The organism is Microcoleus sp. B13-B6, from assembly GCF_036705405.1.
Taxonomy (GTDB): domain Bacteria; phylum Cyanobacteriota; class Cyanobacteriia; order Cyanobacteriales; family Microcoleaceae; genus Microcoleus.
Map to the genome: position 1 here is coordinate 1 of NZ_JAUBUJ010000014.1, position 19,253 is coordinate 19,253.

Below are 19,253 nucleotides of genomic sequence, written 5' to 3' on the forward strand. Positions count from 1 at the left end.
CCGTCCAAAAAGGACGGGCGGGACGCCCATCCCACAATAACAATTAAAATTGTAAGTTATTTAATTCGCGATCCTAATGAGGACTAAAATCCTGGCTACCTTTCGTCAGAGTTGTCACTATCTGCTAACCAGAAGCATTCGCAGGATTTGCTATCAGATTGCGGATTTCATTTGAGCGTTCAATGTACTCTCGATCGCTCAAAACAGCTTGGCTTCCCTCCAGCGAAATAGCATCGGCCAAATCGATCCAAGAACGGCAACCGCCGTATTCAGGAATGTAGGGAATTTCGCGGATTTCTGCAAGGCGATAAGCCCGCAGCAATAAAATATAAATTGGCTGATTTTGTTTCCATTTCAGGCGATCGCTGACAAAATTTTCATTCCAAATATGGTACGGAAATAGCGCAGTAATTGCCGGTTCCCAAGCTACCAAAAAAACATCGGTAATCTCCGCCCAACTGCCAATTCTAACAACTTCAGGATGCCAACCAGATTCGACAGTATTGACTTGATGTGCAAACTCCGGCTTTAATAAATCCGGCTGTTGGTGTTCAAAAGTTGGATACAGCAAAACCTGTTTGTCAGTGACATTGAACTGTCCTGCTTGCTCGCGAATTCCCCCCTTCCGCAACAGCACAATCGTTTGACCTTGTTCCAAAGCATTAACTGCTACATTCCATTCTTTCAGCGCCCTAGTAGTTGATTTCATGGGAATTTAGTTGGGTTTTAACAATAGTAACAAAAATCGGTACTTTCAAGCAAGTACAGCCACTTTTTCCTGTTAAAATTGGCGTAGTCCTGACTATGCAGGACTACCCTTTATTGCTAAATTCTCACTGCAAAAGATGCTGCTAATTCGCGTTCTGGTTCCATACCAACTGTAGGCGGCATGGAACGATTTGCTACTTGCTCGATCAGTTGTAGATGTTGCGGCAGCATTTTAGCTAAACTGTAGCGTTCTAGGGCGGTTTGACGGGCTTTGATGCGAATGTCGGCCATGCGGGTAGGATGGTCTAAAACTTCATCAATGCGATCGGCTACTTGTTTCGGTGAGAAGTAATCGACTAGCAAACCGTTTTCTCCGTCGCGGATAACTTCTCTGACTGGCCCTGTGTCGGAACCGATTACTAAACATCCGGTTGATAGAGATTCAATCATAGACCAAGATAGCACAAAAGGTCTGGTCAAATAAACGTGTACGTCCGATGCTTGAATTACTTTTAGATAAAGCCCGTAAGGTAGGGGCCCGACAAAGTGAACTCGCGACAAATCTAGGGGTACTTTTTTGAGCATATAGTCTTTGTAAGACTCGCCGTTGGGTAAAGAACGCCCATAACAAACTCTTTCGGAACCAACGATTACGACGTGACAGTTGGGGCGGCGTTCTTGTACATAGGCGATCGACTCAATAAATTCGGGAAAACCTCGGTAAGGTTCCATTCCCCGCGATACGTAGGTGACAATTTCATCAACGCCAGACAAGTCTAAGTTAGGCAAAATTAGTTTAGCACCGGGGTCGGGTTTGAAGTAATCGGTATCTACGCCGTCGTGGAGTGTGGATAATTTTTGTTGTAATTCGGGCGGAAATTGCGATCGCTGCCAATAAGTTGGTGATAAACCCCAATCGCAAGAGTATAAATCGATCAAAATCGGCGCATTTTTGATTCTAATTCTGGCCATATCGTCAACTGTTAAAGGTTCCGCTGGGTCGAAATCTGCGTCGGAACCAATAGCATGATAAAACCACTCGAAATAGCACAAAAGCGGTGTATTTGGAAAAGCTTCTTTGACAAATAATGTCGGCCCCCAACCGGAATGTCCGCAGATAATATCGGGTACGAAACCGTCTGCTTTGAGTTGTTCTGCCATTCTAAATACGGCTTGTCCGTAGATGACGGCACTTTCTAAAGGGCGGACGTATTGGTGAGTCTGCGCGTGGGGTTCCCGGCTGGGGGTAAATGCTGCTTTCCGCACGCCGGGAATGTTCCACTCTGGGCGCTCGTTTTTAGTGCCGAAAACAATTTGATTTTTGGGATCTGCGCCTAAAGCCGTGATAATGTGGCGGTATTGGGCGGGGAAGTTGGGATGGAGAAATAATGCTTTCATTGTCTGTTGACTGTTGACTGTTGACTGTTGACTGTTGACTGTTGACTGTTGTCTGTTGACTGATAACAATCTAAAATCTAAAATCGATTGACTGTTGACTGTTGACTGTTGACTGTTGACTGATAACAATCTAAAATCTAAAATCTAAAATCTAAAATCGATTGACTGTTGTCTGTTGTTAGTTGGAATAAAATATTTTGAGGCGGCTAAAAAGCTTTGGTTTTATTGATTGGGGGTTGGTGCTTTGCAGATCCAGACACAATCTCGCGGTACTGAAGATGTATTTTTCAGGATAATTTCATAGTTTAAATGATGGAGAAATTTTTCCATGATTGTATCAGTCATAACTGAAAATGCTGTGCCGTCTCTGCGTCCCAGCAGGTTTTTGTCCCACTCGCTGGCGAATTTTTGCCACCCTAATTCGCTGAGAATATTCCCGTGGTGAAAGACGCAAATTCGATCGCCCCGCAGCAGTTTGGGAATTCGAGTCAGGTAGTTGAATATATCTACTGGCTCTACGTGTACCATTGTATCGTAACAAAAGCAGACATCGGCTGAACCTGGAGCGATGCCGTCTAATGTTAAACCGTCGAGTTTGACGTAAGAAACGCGATCGTCTCCCAAGCGCGATCGGGCGGCTTGCAGCATTTGACTGGAAATGTCGGCACAAATTAGTCGATCGCAATATTTCAGCAACAGCGAACCTGTTTTTCCGCCACCGATACCAATTTCTAAAACCCTATGTTCTTTTTTGATGTACGGTGCAATAAATTGCTGTTCTATCAAGGATTCATATTCTGCTAGGGAGTTAGCGGCACCGGCCGCTTTCCCTATCCATTCGTCGCCAATATGGGCAAGTTCGGTATTACTTTTTTGCCACTGTTGGGCGTAACTGTCCCACGCCGTTTCATAATCTACTTTAGGCGGTATTATTTCCATTGTTTTTTTTTCTGTCTCAGAATACACAAACAAAAGTCGCTTGATAGTCCTCCCGGCTGATCCATTAAGATTTGTTCAATCTCCAGCAATAACCTGACGATCGTTTCACTCTTTGGTTCTCCGTCTGAAAGTCGAGCGTGATCTAAAAAAGGGTAAAGTTCGTGAAGTAACCCCCCACCGGCTAGATTCAAGACTTCCACATCAAAGTAGAATTCTAAAAACGGAAGTATCAGCTTTGACCGGACTGCTTCTGAAGGGTCTCTCGCCAATACTTTCTCAATACTTGGACTAGAAAATTTTTCAGTTGTTCCCGACCTTAGCGTGTCGGGAAAACATTTGTAAATGCGATTAATCACATCCACTTGAGCTTGATTATATATATTGTAGCAATCTCCTATGTATTCATTGACAATAAAATATCCATCGGGTTTTAAACATTTCTGAACAATTGATAGACATCGTTCTAGTTCTTTGACGTGATGCAGCGAACCAGAGCAAAAAACTACATCGTATTTTTTATTATCATCAACCGCAAACAAATTAAAGTCATCTTGATAAAAATTAATCTCTACTCCCGCTGCGGCGGCATCTTGTCTAGCAATTTCTAAAGAATTTTCGGAAAAGTCAAAGGCATCAATTTGAGTTGCTAATCCTAATTTAGCCATGAGAATCTCGTGATTTCCCACACCGCAACCAATCGACAAAAGACGATCGAACCGTCGATTTTTTAAATATTTTTTGACTAACCAGGTTAGCCAGTAACCTTGAGTATTACCACCTGACAGCCGATGGTTGATAGTTTTTTCGATAATCGGATTAGACAACCAGTAACCCTGCTTCCCAATTGCGGCTGTTGGGTTAGTCTCCCAGTAATTTTTAGCTGTTAATTCATTGGATGTGTTCTCTTCCGTGATGCTGGAAATTTGACGCCATACTTTTTTACCATTGAATCTTGAACGATTACTTTTTAATAGTAAAATAACCTTCTCTAAAAATTTGACCATAAGCTTGAGTCATTTCTGCAAAACTATTCAAAGACTCTAACACATATTTAGCATTTTCTGCTAACCGCTGGCGCAAAGATTTATCTTCCAATAAACTATGCAGTGAGGCCGCTAGTTCTTCTGGGCGATCGGGCGTGTAAAACAAACCATTAATTCCAGGTCGCACTTGTTCTTTAATCCCAAAAACTGGCGTTGTAATAATTGGCAAATCGCAGGCCATCGCCTCCAAAATCACTCTTGGAAAACTTTCGACGCGAGAAGTGCAAACAAAAATATCAGCGGCTTTGTAATATTTTCCCGTCTCCCCTGTTTCCGGGACTACTGTCACCCTTAGCCGCAACTCGGCTGGCAATTCCCCCACCAACTCGGCTAATTTATTGCTGTAAATACTCGGTCTATCGCCCACAATAAAACACCTAATTTTATTGTGCCATTTGTCAGGCAAAAGAGAAAGTGCCTTAACTAAATCCTGCTGTCCTTTGCGTTCGCATACCGTTCCCAGCAGCAGAATTACCACATCTTCCGCTGCAACACCTAAAGTTTTTCTAGCCAATTCAGAGTTCTCCGAATTTTCCAGTTTGCTCAAATCTAAGCCGTTGTGAATCACGGTAAAATTGTGGTGGCTGTTGAGAGGCAAATACCTGTCCCGCGTTGCATCTGCCACAAAAATCACTTTGTAAGGAAAGCGAAAACACTCTAAAGCTCTCGCCGCAATCTCCGAACCAAACCTGTTAAAATAAGTTTGCCAAGGTTCGCTTTCGTGCACGTTCCATACCACAGGAATTCCGATTTGCCACGCGGCATCCACTACAAAAAAGTTTTCTAAAGTATTGGCATAAATTGCATCTACTTTTAAACTTGCAATTTCTTGGCTAAAACTGCGGATGGCTTCATCATAAGCATCGCGCTGGTAGATGTGTTCGAGAGGATTGTCGCGCACAATTACTTCAATTCCCTGCTGTTCGTAAGCTTGACGCAGGGGCCCGTCTGTTACGCAAAGTACGATCGGCTTAATCACACCCTCAGCCGCTAATTTCACTGCAACTTCGTACTGATGCAGCGGCGCCCCCGTAAAATCCAGCGAATTGCTGCACATCAAAACTCTGATAGGATGAATCAAATTCTCTGCTTCTGCTACCAACAAACCAGAATCGGAAACTTCCAATGTATAACCTTCTTCCTTCTTCCCTCTTCCTTCTTCCTTCTTCCTTCTCTCTTCTTCCTTCATAAAAACCCGTCGAGGTTGAATATGAAAATACTCATCTTCTAAAGACAAGTGAGGACTGTAAAAACTGTCATTTTTGCCCGCATACTTGCGCCTAAAAGCTGCCACTTCTTGAGGATTGTCGGTAAAACCCCTAGAAGTTCCCTCTTTGTGCAACAACTCCGCATCGGGACAATATACGCACCGATAACCCCGTTCTAACAGTCGGTATCCGTAATCTGCATCATTGTAAGCAACAGCAAAATTCTCCTCATCAAAACCGCCCAATTCTAAGAACAATTGACGCGGAGTAATGGTGCAAGCGGCTGTTACCGCAGAGTAATTTCGCGTTACCATCGCTTGAGAAAGATAGCCTCGATTTTCACTGTTCATCAGCTTAAAAGCGTGACCCGCCAAACCGTGATGCAGCCCGTGAATTACGCCCGCGTGCTGAATTCTGCCGTCTGGATATAAAAGCCGCGCGCCGACTGCACCCACTGCGGGAATTTGAGCATATCCCACCATTTGACTCAGCCAGCGAGGGTTAATTACTTCAGTATCGTTGTTCAAAAACAACACATATTCGCTATCAACTTGTTCGACAGCGCGGTTGTTAATTGCTGCAAAACTAAACTTGCCCCCAGGATTTTTTATATGCAAAACTTGGCAATTTAATTGCTTTAGATATTCCAGAGTTTTAGGGTCGTCGCTTTCGTTATCGATGACGGCAACTTGATAATTTTTGTAGGTTGTAGTTTCTAGAGAATCCAGACAGGCTTTCAGCAATTTTAGCTGATTTTTAGTAGGAATAATTACCGTTACTGATGGGCCGTTATCCGGGAAATCCTGGGCAAATATGCCCAGATTTTCTTTAATCGCCCATGCGTGCTGAGCGACATTGCCGTTAATTTTTCGGCGGTTTAGTGCGTCTTGAATGGCTTTTTGACCTGCGGCAAAACTGGCGGGTTTTGCTGCCCCAGATATGGCTGTAGAACCGGGTGCGGTTCGCCAGTGATACAGCACTAGCGGCAGGTGCGCGACGTGGCGAGAAATTTCGGTGGCTCTCAAGGCAAAATCGTAATCTTGCGAGCCTTCAAAACCTATCCGCAAACCGCCTATTTGTTCAAAAATGTGTCTTCTCACGGCGCACAAATGACCGAGGTACATATAGGAAAGCAGCAGTTCCGGCGACCATTCCGGTTTGAATTGCGGGGCGAATCTGCGACCTTTAGTGTCGATTTTGTCGTCGTCGGAATAGAGAAAATCGGTGGCTGGATGCGAGGCAAAATATAAGGCGACTTCGCCTAATGCGTCGGGAGTTAGTTCGTCGTCGTTGTCTAAAAACAGGATGATGTCGCCTGTTGCGAGGGCGGCGGCGCTGTTGGTTGCGGCACTGATGTTGCCGTTTTCTGTACGAAATGTGATGCGGATACGATCGTCCTTTTGGGCCCAGCTTTTCAAATTTTCAGCAACAGTAAATTCGGTGCTGCAATCATCGGCAATGCAGAGTTCCCAGTTTGAATAAACTTGATTGATTACGCTGTCGATCGCACTTTCGAGAAAATCTATCTGCGGGTTGTAAACTGGCATTACTACCGAAATTTTTGGCAGGGGTTCCCGGCAGGATTTTAACCGAGAAATCAAGTAATCGCGCGCGCGATCGTTCCACTGATTCACCTCCAGCCAAGCGTCATACCTATCAATGGGTTGAGGCACCACAAAACCCGCAGGTGGCAGTAATTCCCCAGGCGCACTAAACTGTTTTTGCTGCCGATAAATCTTCCCCAACTGGCGCAGCACTTTCACAATTTCCCAGGGCAGAGGCAAAATTCTACCAAGACGCTGTTTTCTTTCCTTCGCCCGCTGCTGAATTGCCGCTGTAAACCTTGATAACTCCTCAAACTTATCAGCACTTCGCTGCCAGATATGGTAGCGCCGCACTGTCAATATTTTAGGCGCTTGAAAAGACAAAATTTCCCCGGTTTCTAACTCAGCTTGCAGAGAAACGTGCCATTCCCCTGGCGGCAAATCGACAAGGGCCTCAAAACCGCTTTCCGAACTGTTAACCCAGTCGGGAAACACTTCGCCGACATCTTTTCGCCGTAAACCGTAGGCGCATTCTACAGAAGTATCACCGCACAATAAGCTTAATTTAGCAATTTTGCGATCGTGGTGGCAGCACCAACCTGCAAACAAAATTTGACCCTGACGCTGTTCCCACACCACCGGTACATCTAACGATGCTTGAATCGTTGAAACTAACAACGGATAAGCGGCCAACAAATGCCATTTACCTCGCTCGTCTTGCGCTTCCAGTAGCACTTCGTGCCGTCCGGCAGGCGCTTCCAATTGAATTGTAAAACCTGATTTCTGCGCCGCCGGAATATTAGAGTGTGCTAGCGCTATATCACTTCTATCTATGCCGTAAACGCCTGGGAAACTCTGGTCTTTAATTCTGGCGCGGACTGCTGTAGTCTCTCTTTTTTGGTTAAAAACCCAGCCGACAATTAGCAGGTTGGAATCACAAACTTGCCAAGTAGTGGGTCGATCTAACGAAAAAATAAATTTCGGGAACCAGTCGCGGATTTTGCGCTGAACTTCCCACAACTTTTCTCTCAGTTGCCACCATATTGAATACTTGATTATAGCAAGTTCTGCCCGAAAATTTTCATTTTCCTGGCGGTACTGTTCTAATTTTTCCTGAGTTTCCTTTAATTTTTCCTGATTTTGACTTTGTGCTGTTTCTAACTGAAGTAACTCAGCTAACTTCTGCTGCAATATAAATTCAGTCTCTTCAAATTGTACCTGAGTTTGCCCTAATTCTGCTTCTAATTCTAATACTTTCGCTAACGCTGTTTGAAATTGCGTTTCTTTGCCTGCAAGCTGTACCTGAGTTTGTCCTAATTCTGTTTCTAATCCGAGGAGTTTCGCTAACGCTTCTTGAAATTGCGATTCTTTGCCTGCAAGCTGTACCTGAGTTTGCCCTAATTCTGCTTCTAATTTTAAGACTTTTGTTAAAGCTTCTTGAAAGTGCGATTCTTTGCCTGCAAGCTGTACCTGAGTTTGTCCTAATTCTGTTTCTAATCCGAGGAGTTTTGCTAAAGCTTCTTGAAAATTTGATTCTTTGCCTGCAAGCTGTACTTGAGTTGCTCCTAATTCTGTCTCTAATCCCAACACTTTCGCCTGGGCCTGGTGAAATTGTTCTTGCCACTGTTTGAGTTCGGAAGAGCTAGTTTTTTGCTGCTTTTCCAGCAAGCGGATTTTTAGCCAATCTTCAAATGGCCAGACTGGAGATGCTGGGAAATTAATAACTCGATCGATCGCACCTTTCGATTCGCTGCTCAGATTGCCAGCTTGAGTTTCCAAAAGTTCATAGAGTTCTAATGCTTCGGGAAAATATTTTTCTATTAAACTAGGTCTGTGACTTTTGACAATATCGTTGACTAATAAAGATTCTTCAAAATTGTCGCCCGGTATCGCACCTAAGTTAACATTAAATTTTTCGTTGACTTGATGGAGGAAAAGTTCAGGAGTGTTGCCGATGGGGTAAACGTTGGCTAGGAGACAGCGATGGGGGAAACGTTCGTAAAGTTCTAAAACTTTTTGATTGTAGTGAATCCACATTTTTACTGCCTTTTCGGGATTTTGCAGCAAGCTGACATCGGTTCCCCGGCGGTAAAGGGAATCGACTACTTCCCAGGGCGATCGATAAACACAGATAAAATTAGCTTCGGGGAGTAAAGTCAGCCAAAAATCCCAAAAAAGGGCTGTTCGCGGGTCTTTCCAACCCCAATGTTTGTGAGGAAGTTGATTTTGGTCGATCGCCCTTTTGGCGATTTCGACGTATTCTGGTGCTACCGGAATCGTTTTTTCCAACGTACATCCGAGTTCATCAATACCGTGCGATCGCAAAACACTTTTGTGAAACTCCACAAAATCAACATTCTCGAAATGACCTTTCACATTTCCGTCAGCGGGGCCCACTAACTTTTTGCCAATATCAACCCCGACTTTCTGAAACAAAGAAGCTGTTAAAGACGTACCGGAACGGTGCATTCCGGTAACAATAAAAACCGACGGTTTGCTGTCATTTGTACTCACAATTTCTCTCCCTCGCCCTAATTCCCACACCCAATTTACTCGCTACTCTCCCGCTAAGCCCAGGGATCGCCTGACTTGAAACCACGCGCTTCTCAGCTTCCAAAACTTGCTGGTTTCCATTGCCAAAATCCGACACTTCGCTTGCTCTAGTTCTTGCTTGAGATTAATTAGCTGATTTTCTTTTTTCTCCAACTGTGTTTGCACAGATACTAACTGATTTTGAGTTTGCTCCAATTGCCTTTGAGCAGAAACTAATTTAGTTTGAGTGTCTTGCAACTCCGTTTGAGTAATCATTAACTTACTTTGACTTTGCTCCCCTTCTATCCTAGCCGACTCTAACTGAGTCTCAAGTAATTTGAGTTTAGTCTGACTAGAACCCAATAAAGACTGGGCTTGTTTTTGGTTAATCAGGGAGTTAACAGTGCAAGTTTCCAGAATCCATTCCCCACCGTAGTTATTGATTGCTTTGACGATTAACACATCCTGTGGCGTCACAGTATTTTTGGGTACATAACAGTTCCAACCCGATTGCAAAATCGCATCTTTTTGAAAATATGCAGCCACATCCGGGCGATCGTAAAAAGGCTCGCACCTCTGCACAACCTCACCGTTTACCAGCACTTGCACCTCCTCAATTCGCCCGTCGAGATTCACATCAGCCGCCCATCCTTCCAAATATAAACTACCTTTACTCGTAAAAGCAGCCACATCAATATATCCTCCCGGCTGGTGATTAAATTCCAACTCCGAAAAATCTCTCACTAGCTGATTTGTGACAACATACAAATCCTGAAACCTGCAGATGCCTTTTTTGAGGCGGTGAACAAAAGCTTTGCCTCCGCTAACTTCCTCAACAATTTCTCTCACAAACTTTTCTGTTACATAAGTTGTGCCGTATTCCTCCTTATCTAAAGACTGACTTTCGCTTTGGGGACTAAACAAAATACCGTTGGCAGGCATTTCTATGTGAGACGGCAGCAAACACTGATCGTGAACGCTGAACATTAAAATGCCGCTAGGAGTCAACAAATCATACAAATTTTGGAGCCAATTCGTAAAAGTTCTTTCCGGCATATGGCTGAAAAAAGAATTAGCCAGAATGCAGTCAAACTTTCGGTCAATTAAATAATTTTCTGGTTTTCCCGTCGAGACAATACCGCTGACGCCCAAATATTCACTTTGAAACTTGACCGCGTTAGCATAAATATCAGAAACCCAAATTTTTTCCGGCGGCATTTCCTGAATCAAATACCGCGTAAATCGACCGTAACCGCAGGCAAAATCTAGAAAAGACGGTACATTTTCAAAACTGCCAAAATGCCATTCCACAACTTGTTTAACCGTAGCCAGGACGCTGCGCCCGATCGCATAATAGCGCACCAAAGCCTGATCGAGATCGTCTTTGACATTGTTCAAGCTGAACAAATACATTTCATCGTCTTCGCAGATATTCAGTTTAAAATTTTCGGGAAACTTAGCTTGATCTTGAATAAATGCTTTGATTACGGGATTTTCTACTAAATCTAAATTGATCTCGCTCATCAGAAATATGGGTTAGAAACCCCGTCCTTTTAGGACGGCTTTACATTGAGTTAAAACTTTTGTGGGGTGGAGGGGTATGGTTGCCCCAAGGCGTGAGGTATGGTTGCCTCAATCTCATGAAGGAGTAAAGTTAGCACGCGCCTTTGTTTAGTGAGCTTGTTAGGCCCAAAGCACTGTAAAGCGTGACCTTAGAACTGTTTAACCTTCAGCGACAGAGCAAGGAACTAGCTACGCATTCTCCCGGTGTCGTGACTCAAAAAACGTAGTCAGTTAAGACTTAGGCCCGTCAGAACGGCTTGTCAGATTTCTCTTTCAAGCCTCATGCCTTCAGGCTGAGGTTCCTGACTGTTTTTACAGAATTTTAGATAACCTCTGTTGACTGCTCTTTCACTAGAGTATCAGCATTAACAACAGTTAAACACGGTTCGATCAGCAAGTCAACGATGCCGTTACCGCAGGACTCAGTACAAGACTGAACTCTAAACATCGCCACATCAACGCAGCGATCCAGATAAGTTAAATCTCCATCTACCGTTCCCACAACCCCAGCATTCAGAAAATAAACACCGGGATTCAGCAAACATTTAAAATGAAACTTCACTACAATTGTCGTTCCCGCTTCCACATACCTAACTGACTGAGTAGAAGCCTTCAAAGAAGCACCCGCCAACTCAAAACCGCTAATTGTTTTAATCAACATTCCAAACCTAACTTTGGAAGTTGACCGCGAGAAAGTGACAGAGTAAGTATAAATATAATCTTGACGGCCGATCAAGTGATTTACCACATTCCCCTTCAGCGTCTCGATGTGGGGGTTGATAATTTCCGCTCCGCGAGACGGATACCTTACCGTATTCGACGGTATCATCCCCGGATCGTAAAATTCATCGTAATATTCCTTGGGTTTAGAGAGATGTTGCTCCGGTTTAACTTCCCTCTTTGTGCTTTCTAAATTAGCATCCTGAAGCTGGTCTTGACTTTCCTGTTTTGTCAGTTGGTTCAGAGTGCGAATATCTGACTTCAACCCCAGAACCTGATCCGGATCGGCATAAATCAGCTTTTGATACTTAGAAATTACCACCTTCGGCGTGTGAGCGAGCAGCAATTCACCGCTATCCATTAAAATCGCGGACGTACAAAGTTGCACCACAGAAGTAGCAGCGTGAGAAACAAATAAAATTGTTCCGCCACCTTCCTGAATGCTTTGCAAGCGGGCAAAACACTTGCGTTGAAAAGCTTCGTCGCCCACCGAAAGCGCCTCGTCTACCACCAAAATATCTGGCTCGACGCTAGTCGCAACGGCAAAAGCTAGCCTGACAAACATACCGCTAGAATAAGTTTTGACGGGCTGTTCGATGAAATCGCCAATATCAGCAAAAGCAGCGATATCGTCAAACTTTTCTTCAGTTTCTTTTTGATTGAATCCCAGTAACTGAGCGTTAAAAAACACATTTTGTCGCCCGGTAAATTCCGGGTTAAACCCGCTTCCGAGTTCCAACAAAGCGGAGACTCGCCCTTTAACCTCGACGCTTCCTGTGGTAGGAGTCAGCGTACCCACAATTATTTGCAGGAGAGTGCTTTTTCCCGAACCGTTGCGACCGACGATTCCCAGAGTTTGTCCTTGAGGAATTTCCAGATTGATGTCGTGCAGGGCCCAAAATTCGTCAGCAAGTTTTTTGCTGGGGTAAATAATTTCCTTTAAGCGGTCTCCGGGACGATCGTACCGCTTAAAGCATTTGGAAACATTTTTTAGTGAAATTACATTTTCTGTCATCCGATTTTAGATTTTAGATTTTAGATTTTAGATTGATATTATGTCCGATCGAACGAAAAATAGGTTTGTAGGGAGTACGATCGTCCTCTGATTTTTATGAGGACTTGCATTCCTCACTACAAACACCTTTATTGGGATTTTAGATTGAAGAATTGACTGTATATCTCAAACATATTTACAGCACGTCAGCAAAAGCGGGACGCAAACGCCGATAAACCGCCAAACCTCCACAAAATATAGCAGCAGAAATTAGCGTGGCGACACCCCATTCGCCCCAATGCTTAACTTCTCCAAGCAGTATGAGGTCTCGATAAACCTCCGAGATGGCGGCCATTGGATTCAGCCAAAATATCCACGCTCGCCACTCTTGGGGGATGATGGATGCTGGGTAGACGATCGGCGTCAAATAAAACCAAAAATTTAGAATAACACCTAATGTCTGAGGAATGTCTCGCAAAAATACAGTCAAGCCCGCTGTCAAATATCCCAAACCAGCAGTTATCAGCAACTGAGGTATCCACACCAGCGGCAGCAAGCATAAAGTAGCGTTGAGCTTTTGCGACGACACTGCTACTATCACAATCAAAGCTGCTAAACCCAGAGAACTTTCAAGAAAAGCTGTAAAAATCGGCACTAGGGGCAGCAAACCGAGAGGAAATACCACTTTTTTTACTAAATTCGGCTGCCCCACCACCGATACTGCCGACTTGATCAAACCGCTGGTGAAGGCAGTCCAAGGCAGCAAACCTGCAAACAACCAGACTCCAAATGTAATGTCGCTGTTTTCTGGGAAGCCTGCAAGGCTGAGCTTTACCTTGAGGACGATCGAAAATACGTATGTGTAAATCACCAATTGCGATAGCTGATTCAGCAGCGGCCACAAATTGCCCAGAATCGAGCCTTTGTATTGAGATTCCAAGTCCCGGCGCACCAAGGTTGCCAGCAGATTCAGCTTCGCCCACCGCCGGGACGTACTTGTCGGCCGCCGGCCACCCAGCCTTCGGGCCTTTTGGGCAACTCCTTTCACAGTTCTCTGCAATTTTTTCGCCCTCGTTCACTAGCTTCACACCTAAATCAACTCAAGCTACAATTGTGCAGCTTTTGCTAAACCGCAATTATTCCACAGCCCCGCCGCTTTGATCAAGGATCTGCCACCCTGGCTTGGGCTTCTTCCTTCTTTCTTCTTTCCCCTTCCTTCGGAGGTTATTTTAGCCGATCGCACCCCGCACTGCCGAACCGATCGCTAGTTTTTGCTCGTCATCGTAGCCCCACCGCCGGAAAAATTTTTCATACTCGCCGTTGCCACTCTGCAAACTTTCTAGCATTTGCGACGCTATAGTTTGACACGCTGGCATTTGCAGGATTTGAATTAAATTGCGCGATCGCTCCTGCACTCTAGCAGAATCGGCCGCCATTTCCTCCTTTTGCTGGCGCGAATGATGTACAACCATTGCCGCCGACATCGCCAAATTTTTCACCAGCAGTTCTGCTACGATCTCAGGAGCCGATCGCAGCGCCTCGACTACTCCGGGTGACGGGTGATCTGCCTCCGGTCCATCGTCCGTTAGATAGGTGACAAAAAACCCCCTAGCACCGTTCTGTGTTTTCACCAGAGATGTAACAGCTTGCTGGATGTCGGCTTGTAAGAGTCGATCGGCCTCCATGAACGACAGTAAAGATTGAGTCAGCTCGATCGCCCCCTCAAAAGTTATGCTTTCCGATGCTAATAAAGAAGATGGAATACTCATAACGAACTCAATAATTGTAAAGATTCTGCTAACAATTGTAAACACTTCCCGCTGCCCGAACGCAGATAAATATGGCTATTATATCCTCCAAACAACAGCCCCCCGACCCAAATCTACCCGAAGACATAGCCCCAGCCCGTCGCAAAAAAGCCGCCAAACCCCAGGCGGAATCTTTGCTAGAATCGCAAGAACTACCCGACGAAATCAACAGCAAACAAGACGACAAAATCCGGCCCCAGCGGCTAGCTGAATACATCGGGCAAAAAGACTTAAGAGAAGTTTTGGCGATCGCAATTGCAGCAGCCAAATCTCGCGGCGAACCTATGGATCATTTGTTACTATACGGGCCTCCAGGATTGGGAAAAACCACAATGTCGCTAATTTTAGCAGCAGAAATGGAAGTTGAATGCAAAATCACCACAGCCCCAGCCTTAGAAAAGCCGCGAGATATTGTCGGATTGCTGATCAACCTCAAAGCAGGCGACGTGCTGTTTATCGACGAAATTCACCGCTTATCTAAAGTTACAGAAGAAATCCTCTATCCGGCGATGGAAGACTGTCGGTTAGATATTACGATCGGTCAAGGAAAAACCGCCAAAATCCGCAGCATACCCCTGAAACCGTTTACCTTAGTAGGAGCAACTACAAAAGTCGGATCGCTGACATCTCCATTGCGCGATCGTTTCGGCTTGATCCAAAGATTGCGCTACTACGAAATAGACGAACTTAGTCTAATTGTCCAAAGAACCGCCCAAGTTCTCGACACTCAAATCACCCCAGAAGGAGCCACAGAAATTGCCCGCCGAGCTCGCGGAACCCCCCGGATCGCTAACCGCTTGCTGCGGCGAGTTAGAGACTACAGCGAAGTCAAAAATTTAAAGCCAATTGATGCCGAAGTTGCCTCACTCGCCCTGGAATTATTCAACGTCGATCCGCTAGGTTTAGATTGGACTGATCGGCGGATTTTGACAGCAATGATTGAGAACTTTAACGGCGGCCCAGTGGGCTTAGAAACCCTCGCAGCTTCTACAGGAGAAGATACTCAAACCATTGAGGATGTATACGAACCGTACTTAATGCAAATCGGATTTTTGCAGCGGACAAATCGCGGGAGAATGGTAACTCTTGCTGCTAGAAAACACTTGGGTTTTATTGAATAAAAAATGGGGCATGAGGCATGGGGTATGGGGCATGGGGCATGGGCATTGGTTATTGGTCATTCATTATTGGAGCCACTCCTAAATAACTAATAACTAATGGCTGATAACTCTTCTTATAAATTAAGTAGGGTGGGCACGGCGCACCTTACCGCTATCGGTAGGTGAAACCACTTTTTGCATCCAGGAATGAACTAATAACCAATAACTAATGACTGCTAATATAAATTAGTTTTCCATCTTTTTGACATCCGTAAAATCAGCTTTTAAATCATGGGAAACCAGCGAGGAATTACGCAATACTTTTTCTCGATCGCTCGCAATTTTTAGAGCGGTTTCCCAAGTAAAAGTAAAAGAATGAAAAGAATCCGCATCAATTCTATCTTCATCCAAATCCGCCATAACTTGCTTAAAAATCTCAAATAACTCTTCTTGCAACCGATCTATTTCCTCAAAAGTTCCGGCTTGGCGGCTTCTTTGAATCAAATTTAGAATAATCAAATTAAACTTGTCAGCTCGATTTTTTTGTTTCAGCAAAAAGCGCGCTCGCAACTGCCAAAGCCAAGAAACAAAAAGAGTAACAAACGAAAAAGACAAGCCGATAACATCGGAATTTGCTGCAAAAAAATCCGGCTTTTCGCGATCGTAATAAGCCTGAGCGCCCTCATGTACGGGCAAAGCCAAACCGCCGCTTTCCGACGGCTGACTAATCATGGCCGCCAAAGAATTAGTAGCTACCAAATTGCGGCGGTACTCGAACAAAATTCGCGTAATTTCCTTAACTATTACCGGATCGACATCCTCGCGAACCAACAGAGTAGCCTGCACCTCAACGCTAGGCAAATCCACATCTGGTACTGCGGGATCCGCCTTGTAAGTACCCTTAGGAATCAAGTGATCTTCCAGATAAGGCCACTTAATTTTCATCGCCGCCGCTTGGTCGATGGGCACCAATTTGCCCCGCGTATTTTTCAGCAAATCGCTAACCAAATCGCTCCCCAGAGGTTGCACCCGAAAAATAGCATCAACCTCGCCGCTAGCAAACAACTTAGTAGCCTCAGTCCAAGAGCCAGCAGTAAACTGAAAATCGCTTGCTTTCAAACCGTAATGTTTGCTGACCAACCAAAAAGAACTATAAGAACCGCTGCCTTTCTCCCTCAGCGCAATATGTTTTCCTTTTAAATCCGAAACGCTTTTAATTCCCGACTTTTCCGAAACAATTAAATGAAAAACTTCCTTAAACAAAGAAGCAATTACCCGCGCTTCAGGCACTGCCGGCGTATCGTTCAGGGCAATAGCTAACTGAGCCTCATTTGCCTGAAGCCGGCGCATATTTTCGTCAGCGCCTTGAGTCTCAACAACTTTAATCCGCAGGCGCGGATTTTGTTGCATAACTACCTCAGCAATTGCTTGTCCGAAAGGATAATAATAGCCTGTCTTTGTTCCCGTCACTAGGGTTAATTCATGGACTCGCTGGTTGTCTTGGTGCACCTCCCAGCCAAAAACTCCAATCAGGACAACGCTTAATAGAGCAACGGGAAGCAGAAATTTATTTTGCATAGAGGTTGAGACTCGATCGTTAGAATGGCAAAATCAAAAGTATTCTAGTTAAAACTGAAAATTGGAATCGGGAAATTAGACGCGCCCGATAGTGGAGGAGCCAATACCCAATTCCGTGTTTGGCCGATGCTTTTAGGCCCCATCCGAGGGGAGATTTCCCATAGGGGATTTTAGATTAAGATTACCACTCAATCTAAAATCTACAATCTAAAATCTAAAATTGTCCGATGCTTTTAGGGCCCCATGCCTAATTCCCAATTCCCAATTCCCAATTCCCAATTCCCCATGTTAATATCCCTCAGAATTGAAAACTTTGCTCTAATTGACTGCCTGGATCTAGAATTTGGCCCGAGTTTGAACGTATTTACGGGGGAAACCGGTGCCGGTAAATCGATTATCCTAGATGCGATCGATGCAGTGTTGGGCGGGAAAGTCGATCGCCGATCGATTCGCACCGGAGCAGCGCGGGCAATATTGGAAGCTACCTTTGAATTGGACAAAGCCGCAGCTTTGTGGCTGGGCGAGCAAGAAATCGAACCCATAGACGGAAATTTAGTCGTTTGCAGCCGGGAAATTAACGCATCGAGCGGTGCTCTGCGTAGCCGATCGCGCTTGAACGGAATTTTCGTCAACCGCCAGTTAATGGATCAACTGCGCGATCGGCTCGTCGAAATTACCGCCCAAGGCCAAACCGTCCACCTCGGACAAGAAAATCTCCAGCGAGAATGGCTCGATTTATACGGCGGCAAAAAGCTCACTGAAGCGCGATCGATCATCACCTCCGCGTGGCTGGGAGCCAACAGCGCCAAAACCGCCCTCAAACGCAGGCGTCAGTCGGAACAGCAGCGACTGCAAAGACTTGATTTGTTAGAATACCAAGTCCGAGAACTCGGCGAAGCCCACATCGAAGACGCCGACGAACTCGAACAGCTAGAACACGAATCAATCCGGCTAGGCCACGTCGTCGAATTGCAGCAGCAGAGTTACCAAGTCCACCAAGCCCTTTACCAAAACGAGGGCGACAGCGCATCAGCCGCCGACTTGTTGAGCAAAGCCGAAGTAATTTTAAGCGACATGGCAGTTTACGATGTGCAGTTGCAACCAATCCTAGAAATGGTCAGCGATGCTTTAGCCCAAGCCACAGAAGCCAGCCGGCAAATTAGCAGCTACGGCGAACAATTAGAAGCAGATCCCGAAAGACTCGAAGAAGTAGAAGATCGGATTCGCGAACTCAAACAAATTTGTCGCAAATACGGGCCGCTCAAAGAAGCGATCGCCTACTACCAAAGCATTCAAAACGAACTAAATGAACTTTTAGAAGGAGGCGAGTCAATGGAAGCCTTAGAACTCGCATATCAGACTGCTTTAGAGCAATTAAAAGACGCTTGCAGCCACCTCACCACCCTGCGACGCGAAGCCGCCCTCAAACTAGAAACGCACCTCGTAGGAGAACTTAAGCCCTTAGCAATGGAAAAAGTGCAATTTCAAGTCGAGATATCGCCTTGTACCCCAACCGCTACCGGTGCCGACCAAATCGCCTTTTGTTTCAGCCCCAACCCGGGCGAACCTTTGCAACCTCTGGGGGCGATCGCCTCCGGGGGAGAAATGAGCCGCTTTCTACTGGCCATCAAAGCCTGTTTTTCCCAAATAGAAAGCGCCGGTACACTGATTTTTGACGAAATCGACGCCGGAGTCTCCGGGAGAGTCGCCGGGGCGATCGCCAAAAAACTCTACCAACTTTCCGACAAACACCAAGTTCTCTGCGTCACCCACCAGCCGCTGATCGCCGCGATGGCTGATTTTCATTTTCGCGTCAACAAACAGACGATCGAAGCAGAACCAAGTATCGGCGAACCTGCTGCCGACTCCGAACCAGTCGAACGCACAGTAGTCAGAGTTGCCGCTCTCAACAGTGACCAGCGGCGGGAAGAACTGGCCCAACTCGCCAGTGGCCGCTCAGCAACAGAAGCCATCGCCTTCGCGGAATCCCTGCTTGTCGAAGCCGCTGGATTGCGCCAAACTGAGTTGGCAAAACCCTGACGACACACTTGAGCCGATCGGGGGGCCAAAAGGCGGAGTTTTTTCCGAGTCGGAGGTTACACTAAAAATGTCAACCGC

At 45.4% G+C, this 19,253-nt stretch carries 12 protein-coding genes; 2 read left to right on the top strand and 10 right to left on the bottom strand.

The annotated features are described in order from the left end of the window. Positions 1-124 precede the first annotated feature (124 nt). The 9 genes from QUB35_RS08500 to QUB35_RS08540 form a co-directional block, all read right to left on the bottom strand. Positions 125-709, bottom strand: a complete 585-nt coding sequence (locus QUB35_RS08500) for a DUF1802 family protein (RefSeq protein WP_333141153.1) — start codon at positions 707-709, stop codon at positions 125-127. A 116-nt stretch (positions 710-825) separates the two neighbouring features. Beyond that, positions 826-2,106 carry a glycosyltransferase family 4 protein gene (locus tag QUB35_RS08505; RefSeq protein WP_333101594.1) on the bottom strand — a complete coding sequence of 427 codons (1,281 nt, stop codon included), beginning with the start codon at positions 2,104-2,106 and terminating at the stop codon, positions 826-828. A 222-nt stretch (positions 2,107-2,328) separates the two neighbouring features. Then, entirely contained in the window at positions 2,329-3,045 is a 717-nt protein-coding gene (locus tag QUB35_RS08510; RefSeq protein WP_333141155.1) for a class I SAM-dependent methyltransferase, read from the bottom strand. After that, on the bottom strand, positions 3,036-4,049 hold the full coding sequence (locus QUB35_RS08515; protein ID WP_333141157.1) for a class I SAM-dependent methyltransferase: 1,014 nt from the start codon (positions 4,047-4,049) through the stop codon (positions 3,036-3,038). Before QUB35_RS08515 ends, QUB35_RS08510 begins: the two co-directional genes overlap by 10 nt. Then, the gene (locus QUB35_RS08520) at positions 4,006-9,354 is read right to left on the bottom strand and encodes a glycosyltransferase (protein WP_333141159.1); all 5,349 of its coding nucleotides are present in this window, start codon (positions 9,352-9,354) and stop codon (positions 4,006-4,008) included. The genes QUB35_RS08515 and QUB35_RS08520 overlap by 44 nt, the downstream gene beginning before the upstream one ends. 42 nt (positions 9,355-9,396) lie before the next feature. Further along, complete coding sequence (locus tag QUB35_RS08525; RefSeq protein ID WP_333141161.1) at positions 9,397-10,896, bottom strand: methyltransferase; 1,500 nt, start codon at positions 10,894-10,896, stop codon at positions 9,397-9,399. 361 nt (positions 10,897-11,257) lie between these two features. Further along, positions 11,258-12,670 carry an ABC transporter ATP-binding protein gene (locus QUB35_RS08530; RefSeq protein ID WP_333141163.1) on the bottom strand — a complete coding sequence of 471 codons (1,413 nt, stop codon included), beginning with the start codon at positions 12,668-12,670 and terminating at the stop codon, positions 11,258-11,260. A gap of 175 nt (positions 12,671-12,845) precedes the next feature. Further along, on the bottom strand, positions 12,846-13,697 hold the full coding sequence (locus QUB35_RS08535; protein WP_333310443.1) for an ABC transporter permease: 852 nt from the start codon (positions 13,695-13,697) through the stop codon (positions 12,846-12,848). A 181-nt stretch (positions 13,698-13,878) separates the two neighbouring features. Then, positions 13,879-14,418 (bottom strand): hypothetical protein, encoded by a 540-nt coding sequence (locus tag QUB35_RS08540; RefSeq protein ID WP_333141165.1) that lies wholly within the window; start codon positions 14,416-14,418, stop codon positions 13,879-13,881. A gap of 71 nt (positions 14,419-14,489) precedes the next feature. Here QUB35_RS08540 and ruvB point away from each other — a divergent pair, with 71 nt between their 5' ends. Continuing rightward, positions 14,490-15,578 (top strand): Holliday junction branch migration DNA helicase RuvB, encoded by a 1,089-nt coding sequence (ruvB, locus tag QUB35_RS08545; protein ID WP_333141167.1) that lies wholly within the window; start codon positions 14,490-14,492, stop codon positions 15,576-15,578. 225 nt (positions 15,579-15,803) lie between these two features. Here the strand turns inward: ruvB and QUB35_RS08550 are convergent, their stop codons facing one another. Then, positions 15,804-17,135: a TAXI family TRAP transporter solute-binding subunit gene (locus QUB35_RS08550; protein WP_333141169.1), complete on the bottom strand. Its 1,332-nt coding sequence runs from the start codon at positions 17,133-17,135 to the stop codon at positions 15,804-15,806. 285 nt (positions 17,136-17,420) lie between these two features. On the opposite strand from QUB35_RS08550, the gene recN reads away from it, so the two are divergent. Beyond that, positions 17,421-19,175 carry a DNA repair protein RecN gene (gene recN, locus QUB35_RS08555; protein ID WP_333141328.1) on the top strand — a complete coding sequence of 585 codons (1,755 nt, stop codon included), beginning with the start codon at positions 17,421-17,423 and terminating at the stop codon, positions 19,173-19,175. Positions 19,176-19,253: the final 78 nt, after the last annotated feature.

Coding starts and splice junctions, on each gene's coding strand:
- QUB35_RS08500 (WP_333141153.1), bottom strand. CDS start 709: ATGAAATCAACTACTAGGGCGCTGAAAGAATGGAATGTAGCAGTTAAT.
- QUB35_RS08505 (WP_333101594.1), bottom strand. CDS start 2,106: ATGAAAGCATTATTTCTCCATCCCAACTTCCCCGCCCAATACCGCCAC.
- QUB35_RS08510 (WP_333141155.1), bottom strand. CDS start 3,045: ATGGAAATAATACCGCCTAAAGTAGATTATGAAACGGCGTGGGACAGT.
- QUB35_RS08515 (WP_333141157.1), bottom strand. CDS start 4,049: ATGGTCAAATTTTTAGAGAAGGTTATTTTACTATTAAAAAGTAATCGT.
- QUB35_RS08525 (WP_333141161.1), bottom strand. CDS start 10,896: ATGAGCGAGATCAATTTAGATTTAGTAGAAAATCCCGTAATCAAAGCA.
- QUB35_RS08530 (WP_333141163.1), bottom strand. CDS start 12,670: ATGACAGAAAATGTAATTTCACTAAAAAATGTTTCCAAATGCTTTAAG.
- QUB35_RS08540 (WP_333141165.1), bottom strand. CDS start 14,418: ATGAGTATTCCATCTTCTTTATTAGCATCGGAAAGCATAACTTTTGAG.
- ruvB (WP_333141167.1), top strand. CDS start 14,490: ATGGCTATTATATCCTCCAAACAACAGCCCCCCGACCCAAATCTACCC.
- QUB35_RS08550 (WP_333141169.1), bottom strand. CDS start 17,135: ATGCAAAATAAATTTCTGCTTCCCGTTGCTCTATTAAGCGTTGTCCTG.
- recN (WP_333141328.1), top strand. CDS start 17,421: ATGTTAATATCCCTCAGAATTGAAAACTTTGCTCTAATTGACTGCCTG.